The organism is Bdellovibrio sp. ZFWA1 (assembly GCF_056175665.1).
Genome location: NZ_JBJKJH010000001.1, coordinates 1,712,625 through 1,737,106, shown reverse-complemented (window position 1 = coordinate 1,737,106; position 24,482 = coordinate 1,712,625). Strand labels below are relative to the sequence as shown.

Sequence of the window (24,482 nt, the reverse complement as noted above, 5' to 3'; positions counted from 1 at the left end):
TTTATGTCTGTATTCACTGAAAAAATAAAAAATAGCTTTCATAGAATTTGTGACAGCACCTTTGCGGCCCTTTCAGAATCAGAAGCCCTTATGGTCAGTTTATCTGCCGAGGACTCTTTGTTTGTTCGTTTTAACGGAAACAAAGTTCGTCAAAATACTCATGTTGAACAGGCCGAAGTCGATTTTGCATTGCAATCAGCTGGACGCTCTGCCAGCTTCTCCTTTAACTTGACTGGAAACTTCGAAGAAGACCTAAGCCGCTCGAAAGCCGTTCTGGAACAGCTTCGAGAGGAATGCTCTATCTTGCCAATTGACGAGCACCAAGTACCGTTCACAAACAACGGCACCAGTTTTAACGAGCACTCCTATTCTTTACTGCCAGACCATGAAGTTATTGAGGCGATCACTATTCCAGCAGAAGGTTTGGATTTAGCAGGACTCTACTGTGCAGGCCCTATGATCTCGGCCAACCGCAACTCTAAGGGACAAAATCATTGGTTTGCCACAGGACAGTTTTTTGTCGATTTTTCTTTATATGACAAAGAAAAAGCAGCAAAAGGCTCGTACGCTGGCGCGGTCTGGAATCAAAAAGATTTTGTGACTCAATTAAACTCAACACGAGAAGCACTGGATCTTTTGCACAAACCAAAAATTCAGCTTAAGCCGGGTAACTACAGAACCTACTTGGCTCCAGCAGCGGTGTCAGAAATCGCCTCCATGTTTAACTGGGCCGCTTTTAGCTATAGATCCTTCAAAGAGGGCACCTCTGCATTTAGAAAGCTAGCAGAGGGTGAACGCAAGCTTTCAAGCAAGTTTTCAATTCAAGAGAACTACTCGTGGGGTCTGTCTCCGCTCTTTAACCCTATCGGTGAAGTTGCACCCGAAAAATGCCCCGTTGTCGAGAATGGACTGCTCAAACAACTTTTGATTAGCACTCGCTCGGCAAAGGAATACAAAGTTCAGGGCAATTTCGCCAGCCCCGGCGAGTATTTTAGATCAATGGAAATTCTACCGGGTGACCTAAAACGCGAAAATATCTTAAAAGAAATCGGCACGGGGCTCTATCTGTCAAATCTTCACTACATCAACTGGTCTGACCGAGCCAACGCTCGCATCACGGGTATGACTCGTTACGCCTGCTTCTGGGTGGAAAATGGAAAAATCGCAGGCCCCATCACCGATATGCGATTTGACGAAAGCCTATACGAAGCCCTTGGAGATAAGCTTTTAGCTGTCACCGATTTCCAAGCCATCGATCCCGAGCTTGGAACCTATTCTCGCCGATCTATGGGGGGCAAGGTTTTGCCGGGCATGCTGATTGCCGACTTTACCTTAACCTTGTAGTTGAATATTTGCTTTAAAGTTTAGTTTTAATTTAGGAGTTTTAAATGGTTATCTATCAAGTTGGCGTACAAGTTCGCCACGAAGTTTATGCAGAATACATTCAATGGCTTAAGGAAGAACATATAGCAGAGCTACTAAAGCAGCCCGGGTTTATAAAGGCTGAACTATGCCTGCGCAAAGGTGGCGCCATGGAAAGCTCCAGTAAAGAGGTTAAGGTGCTTTACTATGTGAACTCTGAGGATGACATCAAAAACTATCTTTCTGGTCCCGCAATGGAACTGCGAGAAAAGGGAACGAACCGCTTTCCTGGTCAGTTTTCTGCTCAAAGAGAAGTATGGCTCGAATGCTCTGAATTTAATCGTCCTTAAACATTAATTTCTTGTTAAGGGGGCTTTCAAAGCTCCCTTTTTCGTACTATAAAGAAAGAGTCTAAAAGGAGATCACATGGCAGCTCTAAATTTCGAAGCACTTAAACAAACTCTAGTTAATAACCCAAATGTGCAAAAACTTGTTGAGAACTTAAAAAAACTTAGCGAAGAACTTGTTGCAAAAGAAGACGAGATTCGCGGACGTCTTGATAAAGAAAAGTCAGCAGCAGTAAAGCAAGCTCTTGCTAAATATAAAGAAGTTGTAAAAGCAATCAACGATGTAGAGAAGAACATTGCTCAGTACAAAAAATCTGTGCTAGCACAAAAAGTAAAAGTCGAAAAAACTATTTTTGGTGCAAAGGCAAAAACATCCAAAAAGGCGACGACTAAAAAAGTGGCAACTAAGAAAGTAGCTACAAAAAAGACGACTAAAAAAGTAGCCTCCAAGAAAACAACTAAAAAATCTTCTAAGTAATTCAAAAAGGGCTCGATAAACGGGCCCTTTTTTTATCCTCAATTTTTTATATTAAAATTCTGATTTATCTAAGCTAGATATTCTAAACTTTGCAGTGTCACCACAAATTCCGGGCCCAACACTACGATCCATTTTCTTGGCATATTCAGCAAGATTGCTTAAATATCCTTTACCGCCATGACTTTGCCAACGTTTCAACCACAAAGGAAAAGACATCTCGCTGGCCAAAACTTTAGGCTGGCGCCCCGAACGCAACGTGAAATCAAAGTCTTTCAAGGCAATGCTTCGCTTTTGAATCAAAGGTTTACCCAAAAGTTGCTCGACACCTTTTAGCTTTGACGTAATTCGCAAATTGTCTTCCTGAATCTGAAGTAAGTATTCTTGAAGATTTTTAACCGCCGTTGCCCCACCGGTATTGTAACCTAAAGCCAAAAGAATGCTTTTTAACTTTTGCTCAAACCCAACTGGAAAACCCGTCGACACCAACAGATCTCGAATTTTCTTATTATTGAATTCTTTCTCGACATATTCTTTATTCAAGCGATGAAACAAGGTTGTATAAAAAAGGTTTTTGAAAATTCCAGAACTAGTTCCCATCAATGCGCACTTAGTTTGCTTCTGCACGGGCTGCCAAAAATTCTTTTTCGCTTTAGTCTGAGCGTAAACCCACCGACAGGACGGTTTTTTAGATTCGGCCAACCAACGCTTCCATTCAGGTAGAGCAGAATCGACATCTCTGATCGCCGTCCAAGTCAATTGACCAATGCCTGCGTCTCCGTTTGGATTCTGAATCGACGGATGAAAGCCACTTTCCATCATTAACTTAGGAAAAAGCCAACGCGGATCTATCTCGAAGCAATCCGACATATTCAGAAACGCTTGATGAATCTGTTTAATTTCTGAAGGTTTATAAGCAGGACGCTTTTGTCCTCGCAATGGCTCTGACCTTTCATTACTACATTTGACAAATAAATCTGACTTTTGCCCCACAGACACCTTCGGAAATGACGTCTTCAATGACTCCTGAAAGCATTTTTCAGGAATACTAGTCGCGGCCAAAAGCGTCGATGAATAAAACCAAAGAGGCACCAAAATGCTCTTTATCCAATGTCTTAAAATGAGACTCGTTACTTGCTTCATTATTCCATAAAATCTTCAAACTTGATGCCATATCAGATCCAATATTGAAGGAGTTAAACTAATCATGCTGGGACAATGACAATTCTGGTCAATCACTTGAACATTTCTGACCGCCTTTGCCTGATTGACTTCACCAAGTGCTTACTAGAAGCTAGAAACATGAATATCTTTGTGAACCCTCTTATTTCTTGGCAAATAGCATTATCTGCATACATGACAGGCCTGGTGTTTTTTGTGCAAATCTGCCAATACCCCTTGTTTAAGTGGGTCGGCGAAGACAACTTCAAAGAGTATCACCGGCGATACGTCAACAGGACTGCTCTTCCTATCGCGCTGCCAATGATCCTCGAGATGATCCTTGGCGCCTCGTGGGCCCTGAGTGGGGATAAGATCGCTTTAGGAAATATGGCTTTGTTAATTGTCATATGGTTTGTGACATTTGCTTGGAGTGTCCCTTGTCACAACAAGTTGCAGTCGGGCTTCCAAGAAAAAGCCTGGAAGAGCCTGCTTCGATCAAATGCAATACGAGCCATTCTGTGGTTTGTAAAAACACTGCTTTTACTTCAATTTAACACCCTGCTCTAGTCTTTATAGCCTGCCCCCTGTGTGCTAAGGTTTTCCGGTTTATTCCAATTGGAAAATGGCCTTAGCTAGTGCAGGTCCTATAGCAGAATCAGAGGTATCAATGAGCAGCTCAAATCAAACTATCACTTTTGCTTCACTTTCACCAAAAAACGAATTCATCGCTAGACATATTGGTCCTGATGTAAAGGAGCAAAATGAGATGCTTCAAACATTGGGCATGAAAAGCCTAGAAGAACTTGCCGACAAGGTTATCCCTTCTTCAATTCGTGCTGCTCACAATTACCCAGTTGTTGGTGGCGGCATTTCTGAATCTGATTTATTAAAACAATTGAAAGCTATGGTTTCTAAAAACCAAATCTATCAATCTTTGATCGGAATGGGTTTCTACGACACGTTGACGCCAACAGTAATTCAACGAAACGTTCTTGAAAATCCGGTTTGGTACACAGCTTACACTCCTTATCAGGCCGAGATTGCCCAAGGTCGCCTTGAGTCTCTGTTGAACTTCCAAACGATGGTTAAAGACTTAACTGGAATGGAAATCTCAAACTCTTCGTTGCTTGACGAAGGAACTGCGGCTGCTGAAGCCATGGCAATGGCAAATGCTCTTTGCAAAAATTCATCAGCAACAGCTTTTATTGTTTCTCCAAAAATGCACCCACATGTCATCGAAGTCTTGGGAACTCGCGCAGAGCCTATGGGTTTTAAAATGATCATTGCCGACCCAGCTTCATTTGAATTTAGCGAAAACGTATTTGCAGCTTTCGTGCAGTACCCTGACACAGAAGGCTCTGTTCAAGACTGGAAAGCTGTAACTCAAAAATATCACGACCATGGAGCCTTCGTAGTCGCAAGTGCGGACTTGTTGGCATTAACTCTACTGACACCTCCGGGGGAATGGGGTGCTGACATCGTAGTTGGTAATTCGCAACGTTTCGGCGTTCCACTTGGTTTTGGTGGTCCTCATGCAGCCTTCCTAGCAACAAAAGATAGCTACAAGCGATCTATGCCAGGACGTATTGTGGGTGTTTCTGTCGATACGCAAAACAAACCAGCTCTACGTTTGGCACTACAAACTCGCGAACAACATATTCGTCGTGAAAAAGCGACTTCGAATATTTGTACAGCTCAAGTTCTTTTGGCAAATATGGCGGCTATGTATGCGGTTTACCATGGACCACAAGGTCTTAAAGACATCGCTTCTCGTGTACACCGCTTAGCTGAAATTGCGGAAGCTGGTTTAACAAAGTTAGGCTTTAAAGTTATCAGCACAAACTATTTTGATACTTTAACAATTGAAACAGACAAAGCTGAAGCGATTCACCAAGCTGCTGATAAGTTGAAAATCAACTTCCGCAAATATGGTAAAGAAAACAAGATTGGTCTTTCGTTAGACGAAACTTGTGATTTATCTACTTTGGATAGCGTCTTTGCTGCATTCAATCTTGGTCAAAAAGCAAACTTCACAGCTTTGGAACTTGATTCAACAACAGTAAACAAAACTTGGCCTGTGGCTTTGAACCGTACTTCTAAATACCTAACTGCACCGGTATTTAATACCCACCACAGTGAAACTGAATTGCTTCGCTACATCCACGCTTTGCAAAACAAAGACATCACGTTGACGCATTCGATGATTCCACTTGGATCATGCACGATGAAACTAAATGCCACGACGGAACTTGTTCCCGTAAGCTGGCCTGAAATCAGTAAGCTGCATCCATTTGCTCCGGTTGCTCAAGCTCAGGGCTTGATTGAAATGATCAAAGACCTAGAAAACAAACTTTGCGATATCACTGGTTTTGCTGGAGTCAGCTTACAACCAAATGCGGGCTCTCAAGGTGAGTATGCCGGTTTGCTAGTAATTCGCGAATACTTCAAATCGCTTGGGCAAACCCAACGCAATATTTGCTTAATTCCATCTTCGGCGCACGGAACAAATCCAGCCTCTGCAGCCATGGTAGGAATGAAGATCGTCGTTGTGAACTGCGACGAGGGCGGAAACGTTGATGTTGCTGACTTAAAAGCAAAAGCCGAGCTTCATAAAGATAACTTGGCGGCTTTGATGATTACTTATCCATCAACTCACGGTGTGTATGAAGAATCCATCCGTGAAATCTGCGAAATCATCCACGCCAATGGCGGACAAGTTTACATGGACGGCGCAAATATGAATGCACTTGTGAACGTCTGTCGACCAGGCAAATTCGGCGCCGACGTATCACACATGAACTTACACAAAACATTTGCAATCCCACACGGTGGTGGCGGCCCAGGCGTTGGCCCCATCGGAGTTGCAGAGCATTTGAAGAAGTTTTTACCTAAACACTCATTGGTGGCCGAAGCAGGGCCAGCAACGGGCGTGACGGCAACCACTTCTGCCCCTTGGGGATCGGCAAGTATCTTACCAATTCCTTGGGCGTACATCACTATGATGGGTGCTGAAGGTCTTAGACAAGCAACCCTCGTAGCAATTCTAAATGCTAACTACATTGCTAAAAAACTAGAACCTCACTTCCCAGTTCTTTATAAAGCGAAGAATGGCTATGTGGCTCACGAATGCATCATCGACCTACGTGATCTTAAAAAAGACACAGGGGTTGATGTTAGTGATGTTGCCAAGCGCTTGATTGACTTCGGTTTCCACGCTCCGACCATGAGCTTCCCTGTGGCAGGTACCTTGATGATCGAGCCAACCGAATCTGAATCTAAAGGCGAATTAGATCGCTTTATTGATTCAATGATCGCTATTCGTAAAGAAATCCAGGCTATTGCTGATGGCAAAATGGATAAGGAAAACAATGCTCTTAGGAATTCTCCTCACACGGCATTGATGGTGACGTCTCCGGAGTGGAATCATCCATACTCTCGCGAACAAGCCGCTTATCCTTTGGATTTTATCAAAGCTAATAAAATCTGGCCCGCAGTTGGCCGCGTCGACAACGTTTACGGAGACCGCAACCTTGTTTGCGCTTGCCCAAGCATTGAAGAATATCGCTAGGCACTACGAATGAAGAAGGTATTGATTTTAAGAATGGATAAAATCGGCGATTTGCTTTGCACATTGCCGATTGATCAAATTCTCGATTCTCAGGAATACAAAACCCATTGGGTTGTTTCTAAAGGATTGGGATTCTTAGCAAATCAATCAGTACCTTCTAGATCCTTCACTGAAATCGACAAAGCCGACAAAAACGGCGGCATTCAAATTCTTGAAAAATTATTAACAGAATTTAGACCCGACGTAGCGGTGAGCATTCAATGTCCATGGTGGGTGAATTATCTTTTATGGAAGCACAAAGTCCCTGCTCGCGGTGGGGTTCTTTCCAAACTAGATAGCTTTGTTTTTTTGAACAAAGGTCTTCGCCAAAAGCGCAGCCAAGCTACTCAGCATGAATGCGACTACAGCCGTGAGCTTTTAGAGCATGCTTTAGGAATTCCCCCGTGGAAGGCCTCTGGTGAATTTAAGAGTCCCTACCTGACTTTATCCATTCAAGAATTCCCAGAAGTTTTATCGACATACAAATTGAAGTCTCAAAAGTATTTTGTTGTTCACCCAGGAATGGCGGGATCTGCACTGAACTGGCCACAAAGTCATTATGTTGCATTAATTAATGAACTTAAAAAAGTTCACCCAGTTATTGTAACTGGCACCCCTGCTGACGAGCCTTGGCTGACTGAAATCAAAGCAAACTTTTCACAAGATGAAAAAGTTTTGATCTTGCAAAATAAACTGAAAATGCCTGAGTTATTATTTGTACTGTCAAAAGCTAAAGCGGTGATAGCTCCCTCAACTGGAGTCATTCATTTAGCATCTGCTTTAAATACACCAGTGGTTGGATTTTATTCCCCACGCCGAGTACAGCACCCAAGACGTTGGATGCCTCGTGGGGCAAATCAGCGGTTGATTTTTTTGCCTGAAGTAACTGATACAGAAAAAGCCACATCAGAAGATATGGCTTTGATCACCGTTGAAGGCGTGCTTCAGGCTATGACTAGTGGCAAATTGTTGCCTTAGGATCTTGTGAACAAAGATACTCTTTTAGCATCTTATTTTCTTTTTCTAGATTCTTTTGTTTTTCTTCTAAGCTAGCGATTTTTCGGCTTTGACTTTGAACCTTCTCATCCACTCCAGTTAGTTGAATATAAAGTTCTGGAGTGAACCCCGATTTTTTGGACACGGTTTAAAAGTTCACGGACTCCTTATACTCGACCGGGCTCTTCATGCCAAGGGCTGAGTGCGGAGCGACGTTGTTATAGTCAGCAAACCATTGCGGTAAAAGCTTAAGAACCGTCTCTGCACTGTCGCAGTCTGCTTGATAAACGTAATCCCTCTTAATTGTTTTAACGAAGGCTTCGGCCATACCGTTGGACTCTGGACTGTATGCTCTGGTGTAGCAGCATTGTAGGTTCAATTCTTTACCAAGATCCTTTACTGATTTCGCTCTGTAAATTGACCCACGATCTGACAACCACTGGATCTCCCTAGGGCATCTCAACGACTCACCAAATCTCGCTTCAACAGCTTTAACCATTAGCTCTTCGATGTCGTCGGCAGACAGTGGCTCGGTTCTAGCGACGTAAGCAAAAGCTTCTCGATCACAGCAGTCCAAGGCAAATGCCACGAAAACTTTTTCGCCATTAAAACAACGGATTTCCATTCCATCCGAACACCAACGCAAGTTTGGAAACATTGTCATTACCACGCCCGTATGTGGTCGCTTCTGCTGCGGCAATGTTTGTGGCAGTGAAAGGCCATTCATACGCATGATTCGCTGAACACGCTTGCGATTGATCTTATTGCGACCGTCAAGAGACCTCTGGCGATTCACCATCGTGGTAACTCGGCGATAACCGTAAGTTGATCTGATGGCGATAACACTTTTGATTTCTTTTAAAATTACTTCATCTTCCGATTTTTGGTAAAAGCGAGGCATGCCAATTTCCTCCTGAGAAACTGGTTCGTAGTAAAGTGAACTTCGACTGATTTCGAAGGCTTCCGCGATGTGGGTTACTTCATACCGATCAAGCGCTTTGACTTCTTTGGCGGTTGAAGTGCTTTTAAGATCGCTTTTTTTTGGACGATCTCCAGACCATCTTTCAAGATGTCGTTCTTGATCGCCAACTCACCAACCTTGGCTTTGAGATTTTGATTCTCAGCTTTGAGCTTGTCGTTTTCTTCGATCAGCTTTTGGATGTATTCCGCATTGACTGGTGATTCGTCTTTTTTGTGGTTCATTTGCCTCTTCCAACTATAGAGAGTGATAGCATGAACCCCATATTTCCTGGCAAGTACGGGGATGGAAATTCCCTGCGAATAGTGCTCTTTGATGATTAATTGCTTCTTTTCCTGTGTAAATACTTTCCGTCTGCTAGACGTTACTTCCATAAAGACCCCCTGGGTTGGGTGTCCAAATCAAATCGGGGTCAGGAACAGTTCTTTAATAGCTCCGATCACGGGCGCAATAAGGGCTGGATAATTAACCGATTTATACCCTGACTTGTCCGTATCGACTAATTCTGGAAATACCTTCTCAACGTCCTGAGCTATCACTCCCACTTGATGGCGCGAAGTAAATTGACGCCCTGGAAACTCATCTCTGCGCCAATCATACTCTACACCACGAAGGGCTAAAATTTTTCCCAGAGGATTTGTTATTACTTCAATATTCTTTTTAAATCTTTGGTCAGAAGACAATGCCACACCCGCCGCTCGCACACTCCCCGAGGCGTTGATGTCTCCGCCCTGAACATCTAACTTATAACTCGGTGACACGGTACCAACACCAAGGCTACCAGCGGAATTAAGAGTCACTTTACCTCCATCTGTTGCCAAATGAAGTGCAGTCCCCCCCTCTGCCCGAGCAACCGCATCACCTGTCGTAATTCCACTGGCAATACCACCATTTGACGAAACTCCAAAATAAGCCTTTTTGCCTCCGGAATTTTCAAATATGCTAATAGATTGAGTATTCCCACTTGCCGCCCGAATATATCCAACTACGTCTAATCGCTGCGTCGGAGCGGAAGTCCCTATCCCAACATCTCCGTTAGGTAGAATGCGAATTCGTTCAGTCGGCGTCCCCGTATCTGCAGAGTTCGTTGAAATATAAAAGCTACTGCCCGTTGCTCCTGATATCAATCCAGCCCTCGCCTGATCTGTCTTATCACTGGTTTCCCAACGAATATAACTTCCTTCACTCGCCCCCGTATTTGGATCAATAATTCTCATGGCCTCTTGCACTCCAGCGGCACCACCAGGTCGTAAAGTCAGCAATGCCCCAGGCGTCGTTGTACCAACTCCGACATTTCCAGACGAAGCAATCGTCAACTTATCTGAAAATCCATTCGTTCCCAATCCAATTTTACCGCCAACCTTTCTATTTGAAAAAAGCATGTCATCACCAAAATAGTTGATAATAAAACCATCGTTAACTCCATTACCAACCGTATCAGTGCTTATCTGCAATCCACCATTGCTTATATGCAAAGCTCTTTGCGGACTTGCTGTCCCTATACCTACGAAGCCCGCCGGAGAGATGCGCATTCTTTCTCCAATCCCGCCCGCTTCAGAGGTATAAAAAGCAATCATCCCTTGGGTGTCGCTGCCGTCTAATTTAATTCTTGTCGATGTAAAGTTAGCACCTTCATTATGTCCATAAATACTTCCGACATGAACTAGTCCGCCTCCAGCAATCCAATCGGATCGTCCACTCATACGAATACTTCCATTTGAAGTCCCGCCAGCAACTTGAAGCTTTTCTGCTGGATTAGAAGTACCAATCCCCAAGTTTCCGTTTAAAAAATTTGGACTCGTTCCATTTTGGTAAATACCATAGTGATTATTATTGGTAACATTTCCTAAATAAATGCCATAAGAAGTTCCGTTAGTATTCGCAACTGTATCAATTTTAATTCCGTAACCGGTTCCATTTGTGCTACTTGAAGATACTTGAATCGCAGTATTATTTTTATTGACCGTCGTCGAACTAATATTCAACGAGTTGGCATTTCCAGATGTCGATGATGGTTGAATATCAATCAGCGCGGTCGGCGTAGTTGTGCCAATACCCACATTACCCCCGCTTGGAGCGATTGCAATGACACCTTTATTTACACTAGAAGTTGAATCCAAAGTAAGGCTTGCGGACGAAGCCGTACCGCCATAGATCAACGGAGAATAAACAGCGGTTCCAGACCTGATCGTGCCCGTTGAATAAATATTTCCATTGGAGTTTATATTTCCACTAACACCTACACCACCACTCACAACCAAAGCGCCGTTATTATAGGCGGTCGAGGCCGTAGAGTTCGTTACGGTCATCACACTACCAGTAGTCACCGTCCCAGTACCACTGGCCGTTAGTGTTACGTTTTGATTTGTACCACCTGCGGAAATGCTTACTCCCGAAGCTCCCCCCGTTATTACTGAAACTCCTGAATACGTCGACTGATCCGTATCACTAATATTTGCCCACGAACTGCCATCATAAAAATTGATTTTATTCGTATTAGTGTTAAAGACCTGAAGTCCCGTTGCCGGTGACGTTATGGCATCTCTCTGCGCAGTAGTCATTCTTGGCAATAAAAAACCTTTATCAGTAGAGTTTAATTCTAAAATAGAGCTTGCCGATGGAATAGCATTAGCTCCAACGGCAAGTGGACTTCCTAAATAGTTTACAGCTGCCGTACTTGCCTGATAGATCGCATAATGATCATAGTTTCCTCCAACACCATCAGATATTGTTGTTGCGGGTGTCCCTGTAGGCTGAGCTATATACAAATCATATTGCTTTTTTATCTGACCAGTTAGTGCCTGAGGCAATAACCGCATGCCAATAACGGTGTTCGTCGTCGGCGTTGAGGCATCTCGGTTGTAATGACCATAAATAGCAGAAATGCCAATATTTGACCCCAAAGTACCCATATCACCAGGACTCGAGTTCCTCGCACTTGATATATTTAATCCCATAAGATCCGCGCTATTAGTCAATCCTGCGGGTATTTGCGAAGCACTTGCCAAACTAGCTGCCCGCCAATAATAGGTACCATCTACAGTCATATAGTTATTCAACTGAGACGTATAACCATTTGCCGTTGTATTCACAGAGTTGGCATTTGTCGCAATATTCACCTTAGAAAGATTCGCCGTAGATATTTCCAAATTCGTTACCAAACCGGAAGGCGTAAAAGAATATGAAGCTGATCCACTATTAGTAGAAATTGTTGAAATTGCTTTAACAATATAGAATGAATTGCCAGGCAATGTCGCAAACGATTTACCATACATCGTAATGGATGTATCACTATTAACAGACTTTACAGTATGCCCTCCAGAAAGATTAGTCAGAGTTCCATAGTAGATAACATCCCCGGGCTTTACCTCACTTAGAAACGAGGTCCCTGTTCCAACGATTTCATCACTATCGATTGTATAAGAAATCGTCCCTGTTCCAGCTAAATTTTGATTTGGGGATTTTACAGTAAGAGTATTCACCGGAGCATTTGTTCCAACTCCGACCTTGCCAGACGATCGATAGATATCCGATCCAGAAACACCCCAAGCCCCAACATCGTTGCCGAGCTTTTGAGCTGTAACAGCTCCATCGGCAATCTTTGCTGTTGTAATCGCATTATTAGCAATATTTGCATTATCAACAGCAATAACTGCGCACTGAATACGATCTGTCGCACTAACATAAGTTAAGGCTGATCCCGCCACACACGAAGGGGCCGTGTTTAAAAAACTGAGCCCCCCAATACTTGAATTAATATCTGCAATTCCTAAATTTCTAAAACTTGGGGTTCCATTGGAGCCACTAGGTGCCGCAAAAACCGTATTGGCCGTTTGAGAAGCCAATGAAATTGAAATCGTTCCGCTGGAAGTAATTGGGCCGCCACTTACACTTAAAAAAGAAGGGACCGAGACACCAACTGAAGTCACTGTGCCCGCGTTCGGAGACGCCGCTGCCCACTTCGCTCCGTCATATTTTAAGACTTGTCCACTTGTTGGAGCCGTTGCGTCCACCACAACACCCTTGATACGATCCACAGACATGGTCGCCGCAGTTCCCGTAACGTCACCAGCAAACACCGTTGAAGATTGCAAGGCGTTTGTAATTCGCGAATCATTCCCTTGTGCGGCTGTTCCTGCTGTCGTACCAAATGTCACCGAAACTGTTTTTGAGGTCGTACCTGTGACACTAATACCAGTTCCCGCCAGGACATCACTGATGACACCAGCGCCACCGGCGTCAGTGACACAACTAAAATTAGATCCATCCCAGAATACAACTTGCCCCGCAGAGCACGCCGCCCCTGGAGCATTTGTCTTTAAAATAAAGTCATTAATTGTTTTATCACCCAACTGAGTCGCAGATTTCGCAGTCATCGCGAACGGAACTGATCTAATAACGTTATCAGGGGAAATCTGCCGCCAACCCATTCCATCATGAAACTGAACCTTTAATAATCGATAACTAGTCCCCGTCGATGTCCAAGTTCCCGATCCAAAGCAGTTGTGGGTAATACCATTCACAAAAGAATCCGAGAGTTTGTACGAAGGAAAAGTAGCTGCATCAGGAAAGAGACGCGCCCCAGAACCGATAGGAACATCAAACACACCTTTTGAATTTGTCATATTCAAACCATCGCGCTGTTCTCGGTATAAAACGCAAAGGCCATTTTCCGACGTAACTTCAAAAATAAAACTAACGTTGTTGTATTCTAAAGGTTGACCATCAGATTTTAAGATACGTCCTTGATAAGTCAGCTGATCTGGAGACGCAAATGCTGTGAGTCCCACTAACATAAAAACTATAAATGAAGCAATGATGACTTTAATTTTGTTTTTCACTTCCGATACGCCCCTGACAAAATTATAGTTCTCTTATCGGCGTAGAATCTTAAATTCTTGAGACTAATGTGAATCAAAATGCGACACAGTTGGCTGCATACCTCCAACTTCAGACCACTACTTAATACCATTGTATGGCTAGGTCCAGGGCACATCGCCCAATATATGACCTTCAAAATAAGACAAATAAAGCGGGAGTTCACAATTTGTTTTGTTGCTGCATTTTTCTTTGATTCTTGTTATCAATTGAAATGATATCCAATAAATTAGAAGGGCCTTACCCATGTTTAGTCTTGATAGCGAAATTCAAAAGTTCATAGAAGCCGCTCTTAAAAAAGAAGGGGCTTCTATGAATGAATCGACCAAACTAGCATCTGCGGTTAAAAAGCTTTCTGATTTTTATATCCAAAGCCCCGCTGCTCAAACTCCGTGGCACGAAAGCTATGCCAGAATTGCCTATATCAGCTATTTTTTGCCATTAAACTATCTACGGATACAAAGGGTCGCGAGCAAGTGCCACGAAAGAAACTTTTTTAATAACATCGATCATCTATTAGATTTTGGGGCAGGCCTTGCCACAGCCTCAGCAGCTTTGCACAAAAATATAGATAGCTTAAAATCCAAGATTCTTATTGAAAAAGGTGACGAACCCTCCAGGATTATCGCCGGTCGATGGCCTGAATTTGAAAAAACGGCTTCTTCTTTAGAGTGGCATAAAGAATTTTCGAAGAATGTCTTCTTTGGAAAATCCAACATCCTGAGCGTATTTTCATACAGCCTGACCGAGCTCACGCACCTGCCAGACTGGGCCTATGAGTCCGAGGCACTTTTGATTATTGAACCTGCCACTCAAGAGGATGGAAGAAAACTTTTAGAACTTCGATCTGAACTTTTAAGCAAAGGATTTTATATATATGCCCCTTGCACCCATCAATCTTCGTGCCCTCTATTGATAGAGTCAAAAAGTGATTGGTGTCATGATCGCGTGCACGTTGAGTTGCCGGTATGGTTTCAAAAAATGGAAGAACATCTTCCAATTAAAAATAGAACATTAACTGTCAGCTATTTAGCGGCTCGAAAGTCTCGACCGCCCGCACTTGATAAAGATCTGGGACGATTAACCGGAGACCTTTTGAAAGAAAATGGCAAGGATCGACAACTGATCTGTCGATCTGAAAAAAGAGAGTTTTTAACTTGGATGCATCGACACGGCGAACACGCCGAACACAAACGTGGCGATCTGTATCGGACCGATGCCACGTTTGAAGCTAAAGCTAACGAACTGCGTGTACCTAAAGATAAATTTAAATCTTAAGACGCTATTCGTGATTCTGGCTTCGTTAGACTTTGCCCCGAAACAATCGAGTGCAATGAAGCCGCGAGATTTTTTAACTGCTCGGCTCGTGCGGACATTTCTTCAGAACTGGCCGCAACTTCTTCAGACGAAGCCGCATTCTTCTGAGTAGCATTATCCAAATTCGTCATCGCCTTCGTTATTTGCTCGATGCCCTCGGCCTGCTGCCGACTGGCTTCCGCAATTTCATTATTGAGGGCCGACACATCTTTTATGCTTTTTACGATTTCCGCTAGAACCAATGAACTTTGATCTGCCTTTTTGACACCTTCATCAACCTTGTGGTTGGAATCATGGATTAACGCAGCGATATCTTTTGCCGACGCTGCCGATCTTTGTGCCAAGGCACGAACCGCCTCCGCAACGACCGCAAATCCCTTTCCTTGCTCTCCTGCTCGAGCCGCCTCAACCGAGGCATTTAAAGCCAGCAAATTTGTTTGAAAGGCAATATCATCAATTACCGATAGAATATCCTGCATCTTTTTTGAACTCTCTGCGATTTTTCCCATAGAGTCGGAAAGTTCCTTGATTTCGTTAGATCCCCTCATCACGTTGGACTCGGAAACTCTGGATATTTCTGTGGCTTTTGTAGACCGATCCGCATTTATTCGAGTGATACTAGAAAGCTCTTCTAAAGAAGCGACCGTTTCTTCCAACGAGGCCGCTGAAGTTGTAGCCCCCGTGCTTAAATCTTGAGAGGCTTCAGAAAGTTGATTGCCCGCGGTGAAAGTCTCTTCGGCGGAACCTGCAACTTCCTGACTGATCATACTTAAACTTCGAGTCAGTTTTTCAGAAATTAAGAATCCGACGGCAAGACCCAAAATGGAGGCCGCTGTTGCAATGATTAAACTTAAAAGATTTCCAAAATCAGATGAATCTTTTGAGGCTTGAGTATAACGAGCACTCTCAGCTTTATGAAAGTCGAAAAGAGCCGCCAAATCGTCTTCAATGGCCTCATGCTTTTCTAACAAGGGGCCGGACATATATGCTTTGGCCTCTTCGTGAGATCTTGCCAAAACTTCTTCAAACTTCTTTTCTTCGGCAACCCACGCTCTCCATTTATCAACAAAACTATTTAGTTTTTGCTCCTCTTCTGGAAGCATGGGCAACTTGCGATAGTCTTCTAAGGTTTTATCAAATCCCTCGACTGTGGCCACAATTTCAGCCTTAAATTCTTTGAACTTCTCAGGATCTGTTTCGATCAGCAACATCTCCGAGAGCATCTGACCTTCTTGAATTGCGTGGGAAAGCTCTCCTAAATTAAGAATATTGACCATGTTCACTGTCGCAATGTGATCATAGTTCTTAACAACTCGCTTATTCGTATAGATCCCTGAAGCGCCGACAATCCCTATTCCGACGACAAGTATCGCGAATGAAAATAGAAGTTTTAATTTTAACGACATAGACTCTCCTGATTTTTCAGGATGCCTATCGACAAAAAATAGAACATTAATAAGGACAAAACAAAAATCTATTGTTCTATGGAGCAAATTTAATACTAATCAAGATAAATAGATGTCTCGAAACAATACATTCAAAGATCCAGTGTAATTTTCCAGACTAAAGCCAATTTCTTACGCCTATAGCCTCGAAGACCATCTGAACCGAAAAGGCCGCCAGCAACATCCCCATCACTTTGACCAAAATAGCAGCCCCGTTTTTTCCAATGACACCAACAATGCGATGGGCGCCAATGAATGCGACCCAAGTTAAAAACATTACGAATAGCAAAACGGCTGCAGTCGTCGCTTGTTGCGCTAAGGAATTAGACTTATGATCGGTTAACAAGATGATGGCCATGATCGAACCTGGCCCTGCCAGATTGGGAATCGCCAAAGGAAACACAGCAATGTCGTGACCCTTTTCTATATGACCGGCCTCGGGGCTTCCGAATAACATTTGAAGTCCAAACAAGAAAAGAATAACGCCCCCCGAGACTTGCAGCGACCGCAATTCAACGCCCATGGCGGATAAGATCCCCTGGCCTATAAATATTGAGCCTATGAGAATCGTACTTGCATACAGAATAGTTTTCGTCGCCACTCGACGCCGCTCTGTTTTGTCCATGCTCGCAGTCAATCCGACAAAGACCGCCAGCGTGCCAATCGGATCCACTGTCGTAAATAGAATCAAAAAATCTTTCATTAACTTGGTAATCATAGGCTCACTATACCACTAAGCTCTCTTATGAATTACTAAAAAAAAAAAGCTCCGGAATTGAACCGGAGCTTTTCTCGCTTGTGATCGACAAAAAGTCTAAAAAATTGAAAAAGTTGTCGCAAAATTCAACGTCGTCGTATCCCAAGAAAAATCTTCCATATAGTAGTTTAAATACGGAGAGAAATAAACACTCTTAGTGAAGGCATATCCCGCACCTAGACGACCAGTTCGAGTTTTATTCGCGACCTTCCAATCATTCGTCGACGAACGTAAATTTTGGTACATAAAGGCAACTGAAGTATTCACGCTGAACTTGTCGCTGATATTGTACTTCAAATTTGGATAAAGCCCGATATGGTACTTAGATGCTTTACCGTCTTTCTTCACATAATCACGATTGTAAATGAAGTAATCTAAGTTTGTATCTAATCCTAATGCCCATCCTGAAGTCGCCATGTTGTAAACCATTGAATTGCTATACCCAAGTCCGCCGACTTGGCCAATTTTTTGGTAGTTAGGGACCGTTGTCACACTTCCACTCCAAGAATTCCGCATTTGCATATCGCCAATACGGTTCGAAAGATCATAAGACAAATACGGCGTCTTAACATCAAAGCGACGAATACCATGAAAAGGAGTCAAAGCACTAAGACCCGTTCCTGCGCTCAAAGCAGACTGCGGAGAAAAACGATAACGAAGACCTACAGAACCACCCAACGCTGTTGAGTAGTCTCCTGGGTTGTTATCTGGATTGGGTTGATCTTTCGCTAGAGGCTCGCCAACAGGAGGCCCTTGATAAGACAAAGAGAACTTCATCGAGTACTTCGAGCGGCTGCCCTCTTCGGCTTTTAGACGAGCATCAGTGATTTCATTATTTTCTTCAAATTTCTTATTGCCCAAAACACTATCTACTTTTTGAGTGTTTGTCCCCGCAGGAAGTCCCACCGCAGACGTTTGTGTTTGCGCACCTGCCGTTGCTCCACCTAACAACACCAATGCCAAGATAAGCTTTTTGCTCATGAAGTCTCCTTGTTTGCCTGGGACTTCTATAACATAAATCCAAGAAGCTCAATCGACTCTTTTAACAATAAAAAGCTTACGTGCACGCCCGCGCTCTTCCACTGTCAGGATTGTGTGAAGCTTATAAACCCAATCTTGAGATTCCAACCAGGACTGCAACAGAGAGGCGTCTCGATGAGGGCCCAGAACCAATAAATCAGCTTTGAGCAAATTTCGCTTCCACAACCCCATTAAGATCTTTTGAATTGTGTCAGCCCCCACCCCAGTGATCGCAATATTCCCGTCGACTTCTTTATCTAAATTTTCCCCTGCTACCGTGTAAAAATAGCAGGCTGTAGTAGCCCTATCGCCCCGGAAATTATGAGAGGCCAACCGTGAATGCAGGTTTTGCATGATATGCGGCACCTGGTCCACAAAGTGAATCGATGAAAATTGCCCGCTCAATAAAGCCGCTTCACCAAGGTATCCATGATCACAACAAAAGTCCCACACCGAGAGCCCTGGTATCATTTGTTCTAAAACAGTTTTTAATCGCGTTGAGATCTTGGCCATAAGAGGTATTTATCTGGCTTCTGCCCTCATTGACAAGCTGCGAATTCTTGGCAAGCAACGGCCTGCCTGCTAAGACTTTAAACCATTCGTTATCTGAACTTTTTAAAGGAGCTCTAGATGCTAAAAACTCCTCTGGTGGATGAACATATTAAATTGGGCGCTCGCATGGTCGACTTCGCTGGATGGTACATGCCAGTTCAGTACAAAGGCCTTAAAGAAGAGCATATCAATGTACGTACAAATGTGGGTTTATTTGATGTTTCCCATATGGGGGAAGTTCGCGTTAAAGGGCCGCAGGCACTGGCGACATTAGAATGGCTAACGACGAATGATGTTGCAAAATTGAATGATGGGGAAGCTCAGTACTCTTTACTACCCAATGAAAACGGCGGACTTGTTGATGACATCATCGTCTATTGCCTTAAGAAAAATGAAGACTATCTGGTTTGCGTAAATGCCTCTAACAAAGACAAAGACTTTGCCTGGATGGTTAAAAACAACAAAGGCGCCGATATCACTGATGAATCTTCTTCTTGGGGACAAATTGCAATTCAAGGTCCAAAAGCCCTTGCACTTTGTGACGAAGTTTTTGGCTTTAAAGTCAGCGAAATGAAACCCTTTGCCGTCCAATGCGGCCTCTTTAAAAATTTTAAAATCATGGTTGCGACCACGGGCTACACGGGTGAAAAGGGATGCGAAGTCTTTGTTGAAGCGACCGGAACGGCGTCCCTTTGGTGTGAGCTATTAAATATTGGCGAAAAACATGGAGTTCAGGCGATTGGCTTGGGCGCTCGCGACACATTGCGCACAGAAATGAAATACTCTCTTTATGGGCACGAAATTGATGACACAACGAATCCATACGAAGCTGGCCTTGGCTGGGTCGTCAAACCTGCTAAAAAAGACTTTATTGGCAAGACGCCGATGGTTGCTGTAAAGGAAAAGGGTCTTTCTAAACAGCTGATTGGTTTCAAAATGTTGGAAAAGGGAATCCCTCGACAGGGTTACGATTTATACTCAATTGACAATAATCTGATCGGCAAGGTAACTAGTGGAACACATTCTCCAAGCTTGGATGAGCCCATTGGAATCGGCTATGTGAGCATTGCTCATGGGGCCGAGGGTTCCCAGATTTTTGTCGACATTCGTGGCCGCAAAGTGAAGGCCCAAGTTTGCAAAACTCCGTTTACAAAAAACTAGCTTGGATTGATTTTTAAGAAATAAAAGGGGCTAAAATGGCATTCCACATACCAGAAGATTTTTACTACACAAAAGACCACGAGTGGGCTCAGGTTGACGAAAACATCGTAACTGTTGGAATCACTGAATTTGCGCAAGATTCATTGGGCGAAATCGTTTATGTTGAACTTCCAGAAGAAGGTCAAAAGATCACTCAAGGCCAAACTTTTGGTGTTGTCGAGTCCGTTAAAGCTGCCAGCGACCTTTACGCTCCAGTTTCAGGAACCGTTATCGAAGTAAACGCGGCTTTGAACGAAGATCCTTCGATCCTTAATGATGACCCAATCAACGAAGGTTGGTTAGTTCGTATTGAAATGGATACGGAAAAAGAGCTTGCGAACCTTATGCGAGCTCCGGACTACAAAAAATTGATCGCAGATAAATAATTTTTAAAAAATGAGGTTGACGGGATTTGGGTTTTACCGCATATTCTGTCTTCTCATGGTGCCGCCCCGCTGGTGAAATTGGCAGACACGCTAGACTTAGGATCTAGTGCCGAGAGGCGTGGGGGTTCAAGTCCCTCGCGGGGCACCAAATCTAAAAAAGCCGACTTATTAGGTCGGCTTTTTTTATTTCCAAGGTCGATCATCTCCCAAACCATTCCTTTTTCAATATCTTGATTTTTCCGGAATCGGATAACTTCACGAATTGCTTGTCCACAAAAGTCAAAACTTCAGGATGCGCGAAGTTCTTTCGCACCAAAAACTTAATCTCTGTCTTTTCGAAGGGCGTCTTCGCTTTTAAAAGCACATGCTCAAATTTTTCTTTGGCGTAGAAATCAACGACCAACTCCCCATCAACAATCAAATCACATCGGCTCATCGTCGCCAGCATCTCGATCTTTTGATCAATTCGATTAGCGTATTGGACTTCTTTTACAAAAGGAACTAAATGATCGCGTCCCCAACCTGCCCCCGTGTATTCACATGCTGTAAAGCAAATAGAAGCTCGACAAGCTCCCGCACAAAACCCTCAACATTTTCGCCCGCGCCATAGGACAAAGGCTTGTAATCCTCGGACAGCGCGACCCTAACCAAGATCGGAGACGCCTCCGCAAAGTTCGAATAACTGAATATTAAGAAAAGAAAAGATAAAAAGCTCTTACTCATGCGTTGGGCAAGGTCCTCATATATTGAAGGCACTGAGCTACAATTTTACCGATTTTTCGAAGTGCATTAAGATCGTTTTCGTTTTCAATAGACATGCTTTGATAATATCATCTAAATCTATTAATTCAAATAGGAGTCTTTATGAACCGCTTTAGCTCGCTAGCCTTAATATCAATGGTTTTAGTACTTTCAGCGTGTAAGTCTGTTAAAATCGAAAACGGCGAAGTTCCCACTAACTATCTTCCACTAGCAAAAAAATTAGAGGGCATTTACAACGGTCGAATCTCTGGCATCGATGGCCAGCTTGTCATTCGGTTTGAAGGTAATATTCCTAAGGTAGATTTTTTAAATAATCAGAACACCGACATTGTTGGAAATATTCCTGCGTGCAAAACTGAAATTGGCAACCTGACTGAAGTTAACCTAAAAGGTGACAAAGAAAATCCTCAGGTAGATACTGCGACATTCAAGATCCTAAAAGGAACATGCGGCAAGTACTTCGTAGGCTCCGAGCTTTATTTAACTTTCAAAAATAACTATCGCGATATCAGCGCAAGCTACCTTAAAGAGTATCGCCAAGAGCGTCGCTGCACTTGGGATCCAGGGGCGCCTCCCCATGTTCCACCGCGAGAAGTTTGCAACTACGAATCAACTCCGATTTACGGCTCTGGCAGCTTTCGCCGCTAATTAATATCGAACAGGCACGTCCCCTATGAAGAAAATACTCATCACAGGTTTTACCCCTTTTGGGGGACGAAGCATCAACCCGTCAGAGCTGATTATTAAAGCGATCGACAATCGCTTCTCAGAGCCCGGGATTGAAATTACAACCCTCCTTCTTCCTGTTGATTTCGAACTTGCCTTTAATTCTTTAAGCGGAGCCATTCATTCAGCCACATCCTATGATTTTATTCTTATGCTGGGGCAAGCCGCCGGTAGAAATTCTATTTGTCTCGAGCGTGTAGCTCTGAACTGGATGGAGGCCCCCCATAAAGACGAAGACGGAAGATCTATCCGACCACGAAATATAAACCCGAAACTTCCAGCGGCGGTCATCTCGGAACTTCCACTGGATCAATGGCAGAAAGAGCTATCACTTTTTGGCCAAGTCTCTGTTTCGTTGTCTGCTGGGGCTTACGTTTGCAACTATATCTATTTTCGCTCACTCTGTGAAATTCAACCGCAAAAAGCCAACAAGCTTTTTGTCCACCTTCCCGCACTCCCCGAGCAACTTGAAGTAAATGAAATCATTCCAACTATGGAACTTGAAAAGCAAGTCAGAGTTATATACGAGCTGGTAAAATCAATTTCCAAGCATTATAGCCAGAATTAGCTTCATACTTGTTGAAGATAAAAAGTGCCTCGATAAAATAAAAATTTGATGCTCATTTTTCGGCGCAACTCAATTTTAGATTGGCTTAAAGTGATCCCAATAAAAAAGGGGATCCATCATGGAACTAAAAAATCGCACTGTCTTAATAACTGGAAGCAACCGAGGACTTGGCAAAGCTCTTGTCTATGGGCTCGCAGCAAAAGGTGTAAAAAAAATCTACGCGGGAATGCGCGAGACCGACTCAAAAATATTTTCTGACCTTCCTTTAGTCACTCCAGTCCAATTGGATATCACGAATGATGTTCAAATCCAGCAGGCCACAAGAATCGCCGCGGATATTGATTTACTGTTTAACAATGCCGGATCACTTTCTTTCGTTAGTGCCCTCAACGGATCATTTGAGCTTATCGAAAGGGAAATTGAAGTTAATTTTTATGGCCCCCTCAAAATGATGCGCGCATTTATACCTATTTTAAGCAAGCAACAAAAGCCTGCGATCGTCAATGTTGCATCTATCGCATCCTTTGTAAACTTTCCCGCTCATGGAGCCTACTGCGCATCTAAGGCAGCAGCCTTCTCTATCACTCAGTGTGCTCGCATCGAGCTTTACAGCCAGGGTATAGCGGTCCACAGTGTAAATCCCGGTCCAATCGATACCGATATGACCAAAAACGTAGCTATGCAGAAAACAAGCCCAGAAAAGACCGCTGAGGCAATTCTTGATGGACTTTATACCGATACCCCAGATATTTTCCCTGACGAGATCGGAGCTAATATGTTCAGTCTTTACAAACAGGACTACACTAAATTAGAAGAGCTATCTCGAACAATGTATAGTGGACACTGAATGATAAAAGCGAATAAAGCCAAAGAATATTATAATGCCTTTCTAGCGAAGGATTCGTCGTACGATGGATCCTTTTACGTGGGCATTAAGACAACCGGAATTTTTTGCCGCGCAACTTGTTCTGCACGAAAAGCGCATTTTACAAATTGTCAGTTCTTTTTAACAGCCGAAGACGCCTTGCTTGCGGGCTATCGCACTTGTAAACGCTGTCAGCCACTGCATTTGCCAGACTCCCCATCTATTCTAATAAAAAAACTTACAGAAGCTGTAGAACAAAATTTAAATAAACGCTGGACCGATAAGGACGTTAAAGAGATGGGCATGGACCCCTCAACAGCCCGTCGACAATTTAAGAAGCGTTTTGGCTTAACCTTCGTGGCATATGCACGTGCTCGGCGAATGGGGGCCGCCTTAGACACTTTACGAGCCGGAGAAAAAGTAATCTACGCACAAATTGATAGCGGATACGAATCCGGCAGCGGCTTTCGAGAAGCCTTTTCCAAATTAATTGGAGAAGCGCCCAGCAAGCGATATCACAATGTCCTTTTAGCCCAGCATATCGATACACCTCTTGGCCCCATGGTTTCGATTGCCGATGAGAAAGGCGTGCATCTACTCGAATTCATGGATCGCCGGGGACTAAAAAAAGAGATCGAACAGCTGCACAAAAGAAAATACGCCATTATCCCTGGTCAAAATAAAATATTAAATGAGCTTAAGGCGGAGCTTGGCGAATACTTTGCTGGACGACTCAAAAAATTCAGAACCCCTGTTCATTTTTTTGGAAGCCAGTTCCAAATAAAAACCCTCAAAGAGCTATGTAAAATTCCTTTAGGGAGCACCATCACTTATAATCAGCAAGCAAAGAATATTGGTCAGCCTTCAGCAGTGCGGGCTGTGGCTCGCGCCAATGGCCGCAATCAAATTGCTATCCTGATTCCATGTCACCGAGTCATCGGAAGCAGCGGAAGTCTAACTGGATACAGTGGAGGCTTAGCTCGTAAGGAGTGGATGATTAAACACGAAAAAAGGCTTTTGTTAAAAGACTCGACAGGCAAAAAGAGATAAAAACCAATTTAAGTATTTTCCAAGTAGGA

Annotated in this window: 25 protein-coding genes and 1 tRNA gene; 14 read left to right on the top strand and 12 right to left on the bottom strand. The window is 43.5% G+C overall.

Annotated elements, in window-relative coordinates; translation table 11 throughout:
- Positions 1-3: 3 nt before the first annotated feature.
- The 3 genes from AC04MN_RS08445 to AC04MN_RS08435 all read left to right on the top strand — a co-directional run bounded on the left by AC04MN_RS08445 (position 4) and on the right by AC04MN_RS08435 (position 2,187).
- A complete protein-coding gene (locus AC04MN_RS08445) occupies positions 4-1,344 on the top strand; it encodes a metallopeptidase TldD-related protein (protein ID WP_475382749.1) in 1,341 nt (446 codons plus the stop codon).
- Between the two features lie 44 nt (positions 1,345-1,388).
- Positions 1,389-1,712 carry a DUF4286 family protein gene (locus tag AC04MN_RS08440; protein WP_475382748.1) on the top strand — a complete coding sequence of 108 codons (324 nt, stop codon included), beginning with the start codon at positions 1,389-1,391 and terminating at the stop codon, positions 1,710-1,712.
- Between the two features lie 76 nt (positions 1,713-1,788).
- Positions 1,789-2,187: an actin-binding protein gene (locus AC04MN_RS08435; protein ID WP_475382747.1), complete on the top strand. Its 399-nt coding sequence runs from the start codon at positions 1,789-1,791 to the stop codon at positions 2,185-2,187.
- A gap of 51 nt (positions 2,188-2,238) precedes the next feature.
- Here AC04MN_RS08435 and AC04MN_RS08430 read toward each other — a convergent pair whose 3' ends face one another.
- Positions 2,239-3,177 carry a hypothetical protein gene (locus AC04MN_RS08430; protein ID WP_475382746.1) on the bottom strand — a complete coding sequence of 313 codons (939 nt, stop codon included), beginning with the start codon at positions 3,175-3,177 and terminating at the stop codon, positions 2,239-2,241.
- A 55-nt stretch (positions 3,178-3,232) separates the two neighbouring features.
- Positions 3,233-3,358: a hypothetical protein gene (locus AC04MN_RS08425; RefSeq protein WP_475382745.1), complete on the bottom strand. Its 126-nt coding sequence runs from the start codon at positions 3,356-3,358 to the stop codon at positions 3,233-3,235.
- A 44-nt stretch (positions 3,359-3,402) separates the two neighbouring features.
- Here AC04MN_RS08425 and AC04MN_RS08420 point away from each other — a divergent pair, with 44 nt between their 5' ends.
- The 3 genes from AC04MN_RS08420 to AC04MN_RS08410 all read left to right on the top strand — a co-directional run bounded on the left by AC04MN_RS08420 (position 3,403) and on the right by AC04MN_RS08410 (position 7,930).
- Entirely contained in the window at positions 3,403-3,912 is a 510-nt protein-coding gene (locus AC04MN_RS08420) for a hypothetical protein (RefSeq protein WP_475382744.1), read from the top strand.
- Positions 3,913-4,012: 100 nt separating this feature from the next.
- On the top strand, positions 4,013-6,913 hold the full coding sequence (gene gcvP / locus AC04MN_RS08415; protein ID WP_475382743.1) for an aminomethyl-transferring glycine dehydrogenase: 2,901 nt from the start codon (positions 4,013-4,015) through the stop codon (positions 6,911-6,913).
- 9 nt (positions 6,914-6,922) lie between these two features.
- Positions 6,923-7,930 carry a glycosyltransferase family 9 protein gene (locus AC04MN_RS08410; protein WP_475382742.1) on the top strand — a complete coding sequence of 336 codons (1,008 nt, stop codon included), beginning with the start codon at positions 6,923-6,925 and terminating at the stop codon, positions 7,928-7,930.
- Here AC04MN_RS08410 and AC04MN_RS08405 read toward each other — a convergent pair.
- Genes AC04MN_RS08405 through AC04MN_RS08390 form a run of 4 tightly spaced genes read right to left on the bottom strand, consistent with a single transcriptional unit; the run spans position 7,908 to position 13,768 of the window.
- Complete coding sequence (locus tag AC04MN_RS08405) at positions 7,908-8,093, bottom strand: hypothetical protein (RefSeq protein WP_475382741.1); 186 nt, start codon at positions 8,091-8,093, stop codon at positions 7,908-7,910. The two genes, AC04MN_RS08410 and AC04MN_RS08405, sit on opposite strands and share 23 nt — an antisense overlap.
- Before the next feature lie 3 nt (positions 8,094-8,096).
- Entirely contained in the window at positions 8,097-8,900 is an 804-nt protein-coding gene (locus tag AC04MN_RS08400) for an IS3 family transposase (RefSeq protein ID WP_475382956.1), read from the bottom strand.
- Between the two features lie 23 nt (positions 8,901-8,923).
- Positions 8,924-9,301 (bottom strand): transposase, encoded by a 378-nt coding sequence (locus tag AC04MN_RS08395; RefSeq protein WP_475381949.1) that lies wholly within the window; start codon positions 9,299-9,301, stop codon positions 8,924-8,926.
- A 27-nt stretch (positions 9,302-9,328) separates the two neighbouring features.
- Complete coding sequence (locus AC04MN_RS08390; protein WP_475382740.1) at positions 9,329-13,768, bottom strand: tail fiber domain-containing protein; 4,440 nt, start codon at positions 13,766-13,768, stop codon at positions 9,329-9,331.
- Positions 13,769-14,051: 283 nt separating this feature from the next.
- Here AC04MN_RS08390 and AC04MN_RS08385 point away from each other — a divergent pair, with 283 nt between their 5' ends.
- Complete coding sequence (locus tag AC04MN_RS08385; RefSeq protein ID WP_475382739.1) at positions 14,052-15,083, top strand: small ribosomal subunit Rsm22 family protein; 1,032 nt, start codon at positions 14,052-14,054, stop codon at positions 15,081-15,083.
- Here the strand turns inward: AC04MN_RS08385 and AC04MN_RS08380 are convergent.
- The 4 genes from AC04MN_RS08380 to AC04MN_RS08365 all read right to left on the bottom strand — a co-directional run bounded on the left by AC04MN_RS08380 (position 15,080) and on the right by AC04MN_RS08365 (position 18,857).
- Positions 15,080-16,528 (bottom strand): HAMP domain-containing methyl-accepting chemotaxis protein, encoded by a 1,449-nt coding sequence (locus AC04MN_RS08380; protein WP_475382738.1) that lies wholly within the window; start codon positions 16,526-16,528, stop codon positions 15,080-15,082. The two genes, AC04MN_RS08385 and AC04MN_RS08380, sit on opposite strands and share 4 nt — an antisense overlap.
- Before the next feature lie 157 nt (positions 16,529-16,685).
- Positions 16,686-17,285, bottom strand: a complete 600-nt coding sequence (locus AC04MN_RS08375; RefSeq protein WP_475382737.1) for a MarC family protein — start codon at positions 17,283-17,285, stop codon at positions 16,686-16,688.
- Positions 17,286-17,381: 96 nt separating this feature from the next.
- Positions 17,382-18,305, bottom strand: a complete 924-nt coding sequence (locus AC04MN_RS08370; protein ID WP_475382736.1) for a hypothetical protein — start codon at positions 18,303-18,305, stop codon at positions 17,382-17,384.
- Between the two features lie 48 nt (positions 18,306-18,353).
- Complete coding sequence (locus AC04MN_RS08365) at positions 18,354-18,857, bottom strand: tRNA (adenine(22)-N(1))-methyltransferase TrmK (protein ID WP_475382735.1); 504 nt, start codon at positions 18,855-18,857, stop codon at positions 18,354-18,356.
- Between the two features lie 117 nt (positions 18,858-18,974).
- Here AC04MN_RS08365 and gcvT point away from each other — a divergent pair, with 117 nt between their 5' ends.
- The 3 genes from gcvT to AC04MN_RS08350 all read left to right on the top strand — a co-directional run bounded on the left by gcvT (position 18,975) and on the right by AC04MN_RS08350 (position 20,630).
- A complete protein-coding gene (gene gcvT / locus AC04MN_RS08360) occupies positions 18,975-20,057 on the top strand; it encodes a glycine cleavage system aminomethyltransferase GcvT (protein WP_475382734.1) in 1,083 nt (360 codons plus the stop codon).
- A 35-nt stretch (positions 20,058-20,092) separates the two neighbouring features.
- Entirely contained in the window at positions 20,093-20,482 is a 390-nt protein-coding gene (gene gcvH / locus AC04MN_RS08355) for a glycine cleavage system protein GcvH (RefSeq protein WP_475382733.1), read from the top strand.
- A gap of 63 nt (positions 20,483-20,545) precedes the next feature.
- A tRNA-Leu gene (locus tag AC04MN_RS08350) sits at positions 20,546-20,630 on the top strand.
- Between the two features lie 51 nt (positions 20,631-20,681).
- Here AC04MN_RS08350 and AC04MN_RS08345 read toward each other — a convergent pair.
- Positions 20,682-20,918 (bottom strand): hypothetical protein, encoded by a 237-nt coding sequence (locus tag AC04MN_RS08345; RefSeq protein WP_475382732.1) that lies wholly within the window; start codon positions 20,916-20,918, stop codon positions 20,682-20,684.
- 65 nt (positions 20,919-20,983) lie between these two features.
- The gene (locus tag AC04MN_RS08340) at positions 20,984-21,205 is read right to left on the bottom strand and encodes a hypothetical protein (protein ID WP_475382731.1); all 222 of its coding nucleotides are present in this window, start codon (positions 21,203-21,205) and stop codon (positions 20,984-20,986) included.
- Between the two features lie 141 nt (positions 21,206-21,346).
- On the opposite strand from AC04MN_RS08340, the gene AC04MN_RS08335 reads away from it, so the two are divergent.
- The 4 genes from AC04MN_RS08335 (at position 21,347) to AC04MN_RS08320 (ending at position 24,453) form a co-directional block, all read left to right on the top strand.
- Positions 21,347-21,892 (top strand): hypothetical protein, encoded by a 546-nt coding sequence (locus AC04MN_RS08335; RefSeq protein ID WP_475382730.1) that lies wholly within the window; start codon positions 21,347-21,349, stop codon positions 21,890-21,892.
- Between the two features lie 25 nt (positions 21,893-21,917).
- Positions 21,918-22,538: a pyroglutamyl-peptidase I gene (locus AC04MN_RS08330; RefSeq protein ID WP_475382729.1), complete on the top strand. Its 621-nt coding sequence runs from the start codon at positions 21,918-21,920 to the stop codon at positions 22,536-22,538.
- A 118-nt stretch (positions 22,539-22,656) separates the two neighbouring features.
- The gene (locus AC04MN_RS08325) at positions 22,657-23,385 is read left to right on the top strand and encodes an SDR family oxidoreductase (RefSeq protein WP_475382728.1); all 729 of its coding nucleotides are present in this window, start codon (positions 22,657-22,659) and stop codon (positions 23,383-23,385) included.
- Positions 23,386-24,453 carry a bifunctional transcriptional activator/DNA repair enzyme AdaA gene (locus tag AC04MN_RS08320; RefSeq protein ID WP_475382727.1) on the top strand — a complete coding sequence of 356 codons (1,068 nt, stop codon included), beginning with the start codon at positions 23,386-23,388 and terminating at the stop codon, positions 24,451-24,453.
- The last annotated feature ends 29 nt before the right edge of the window (positions 24,454-24,482 follow it).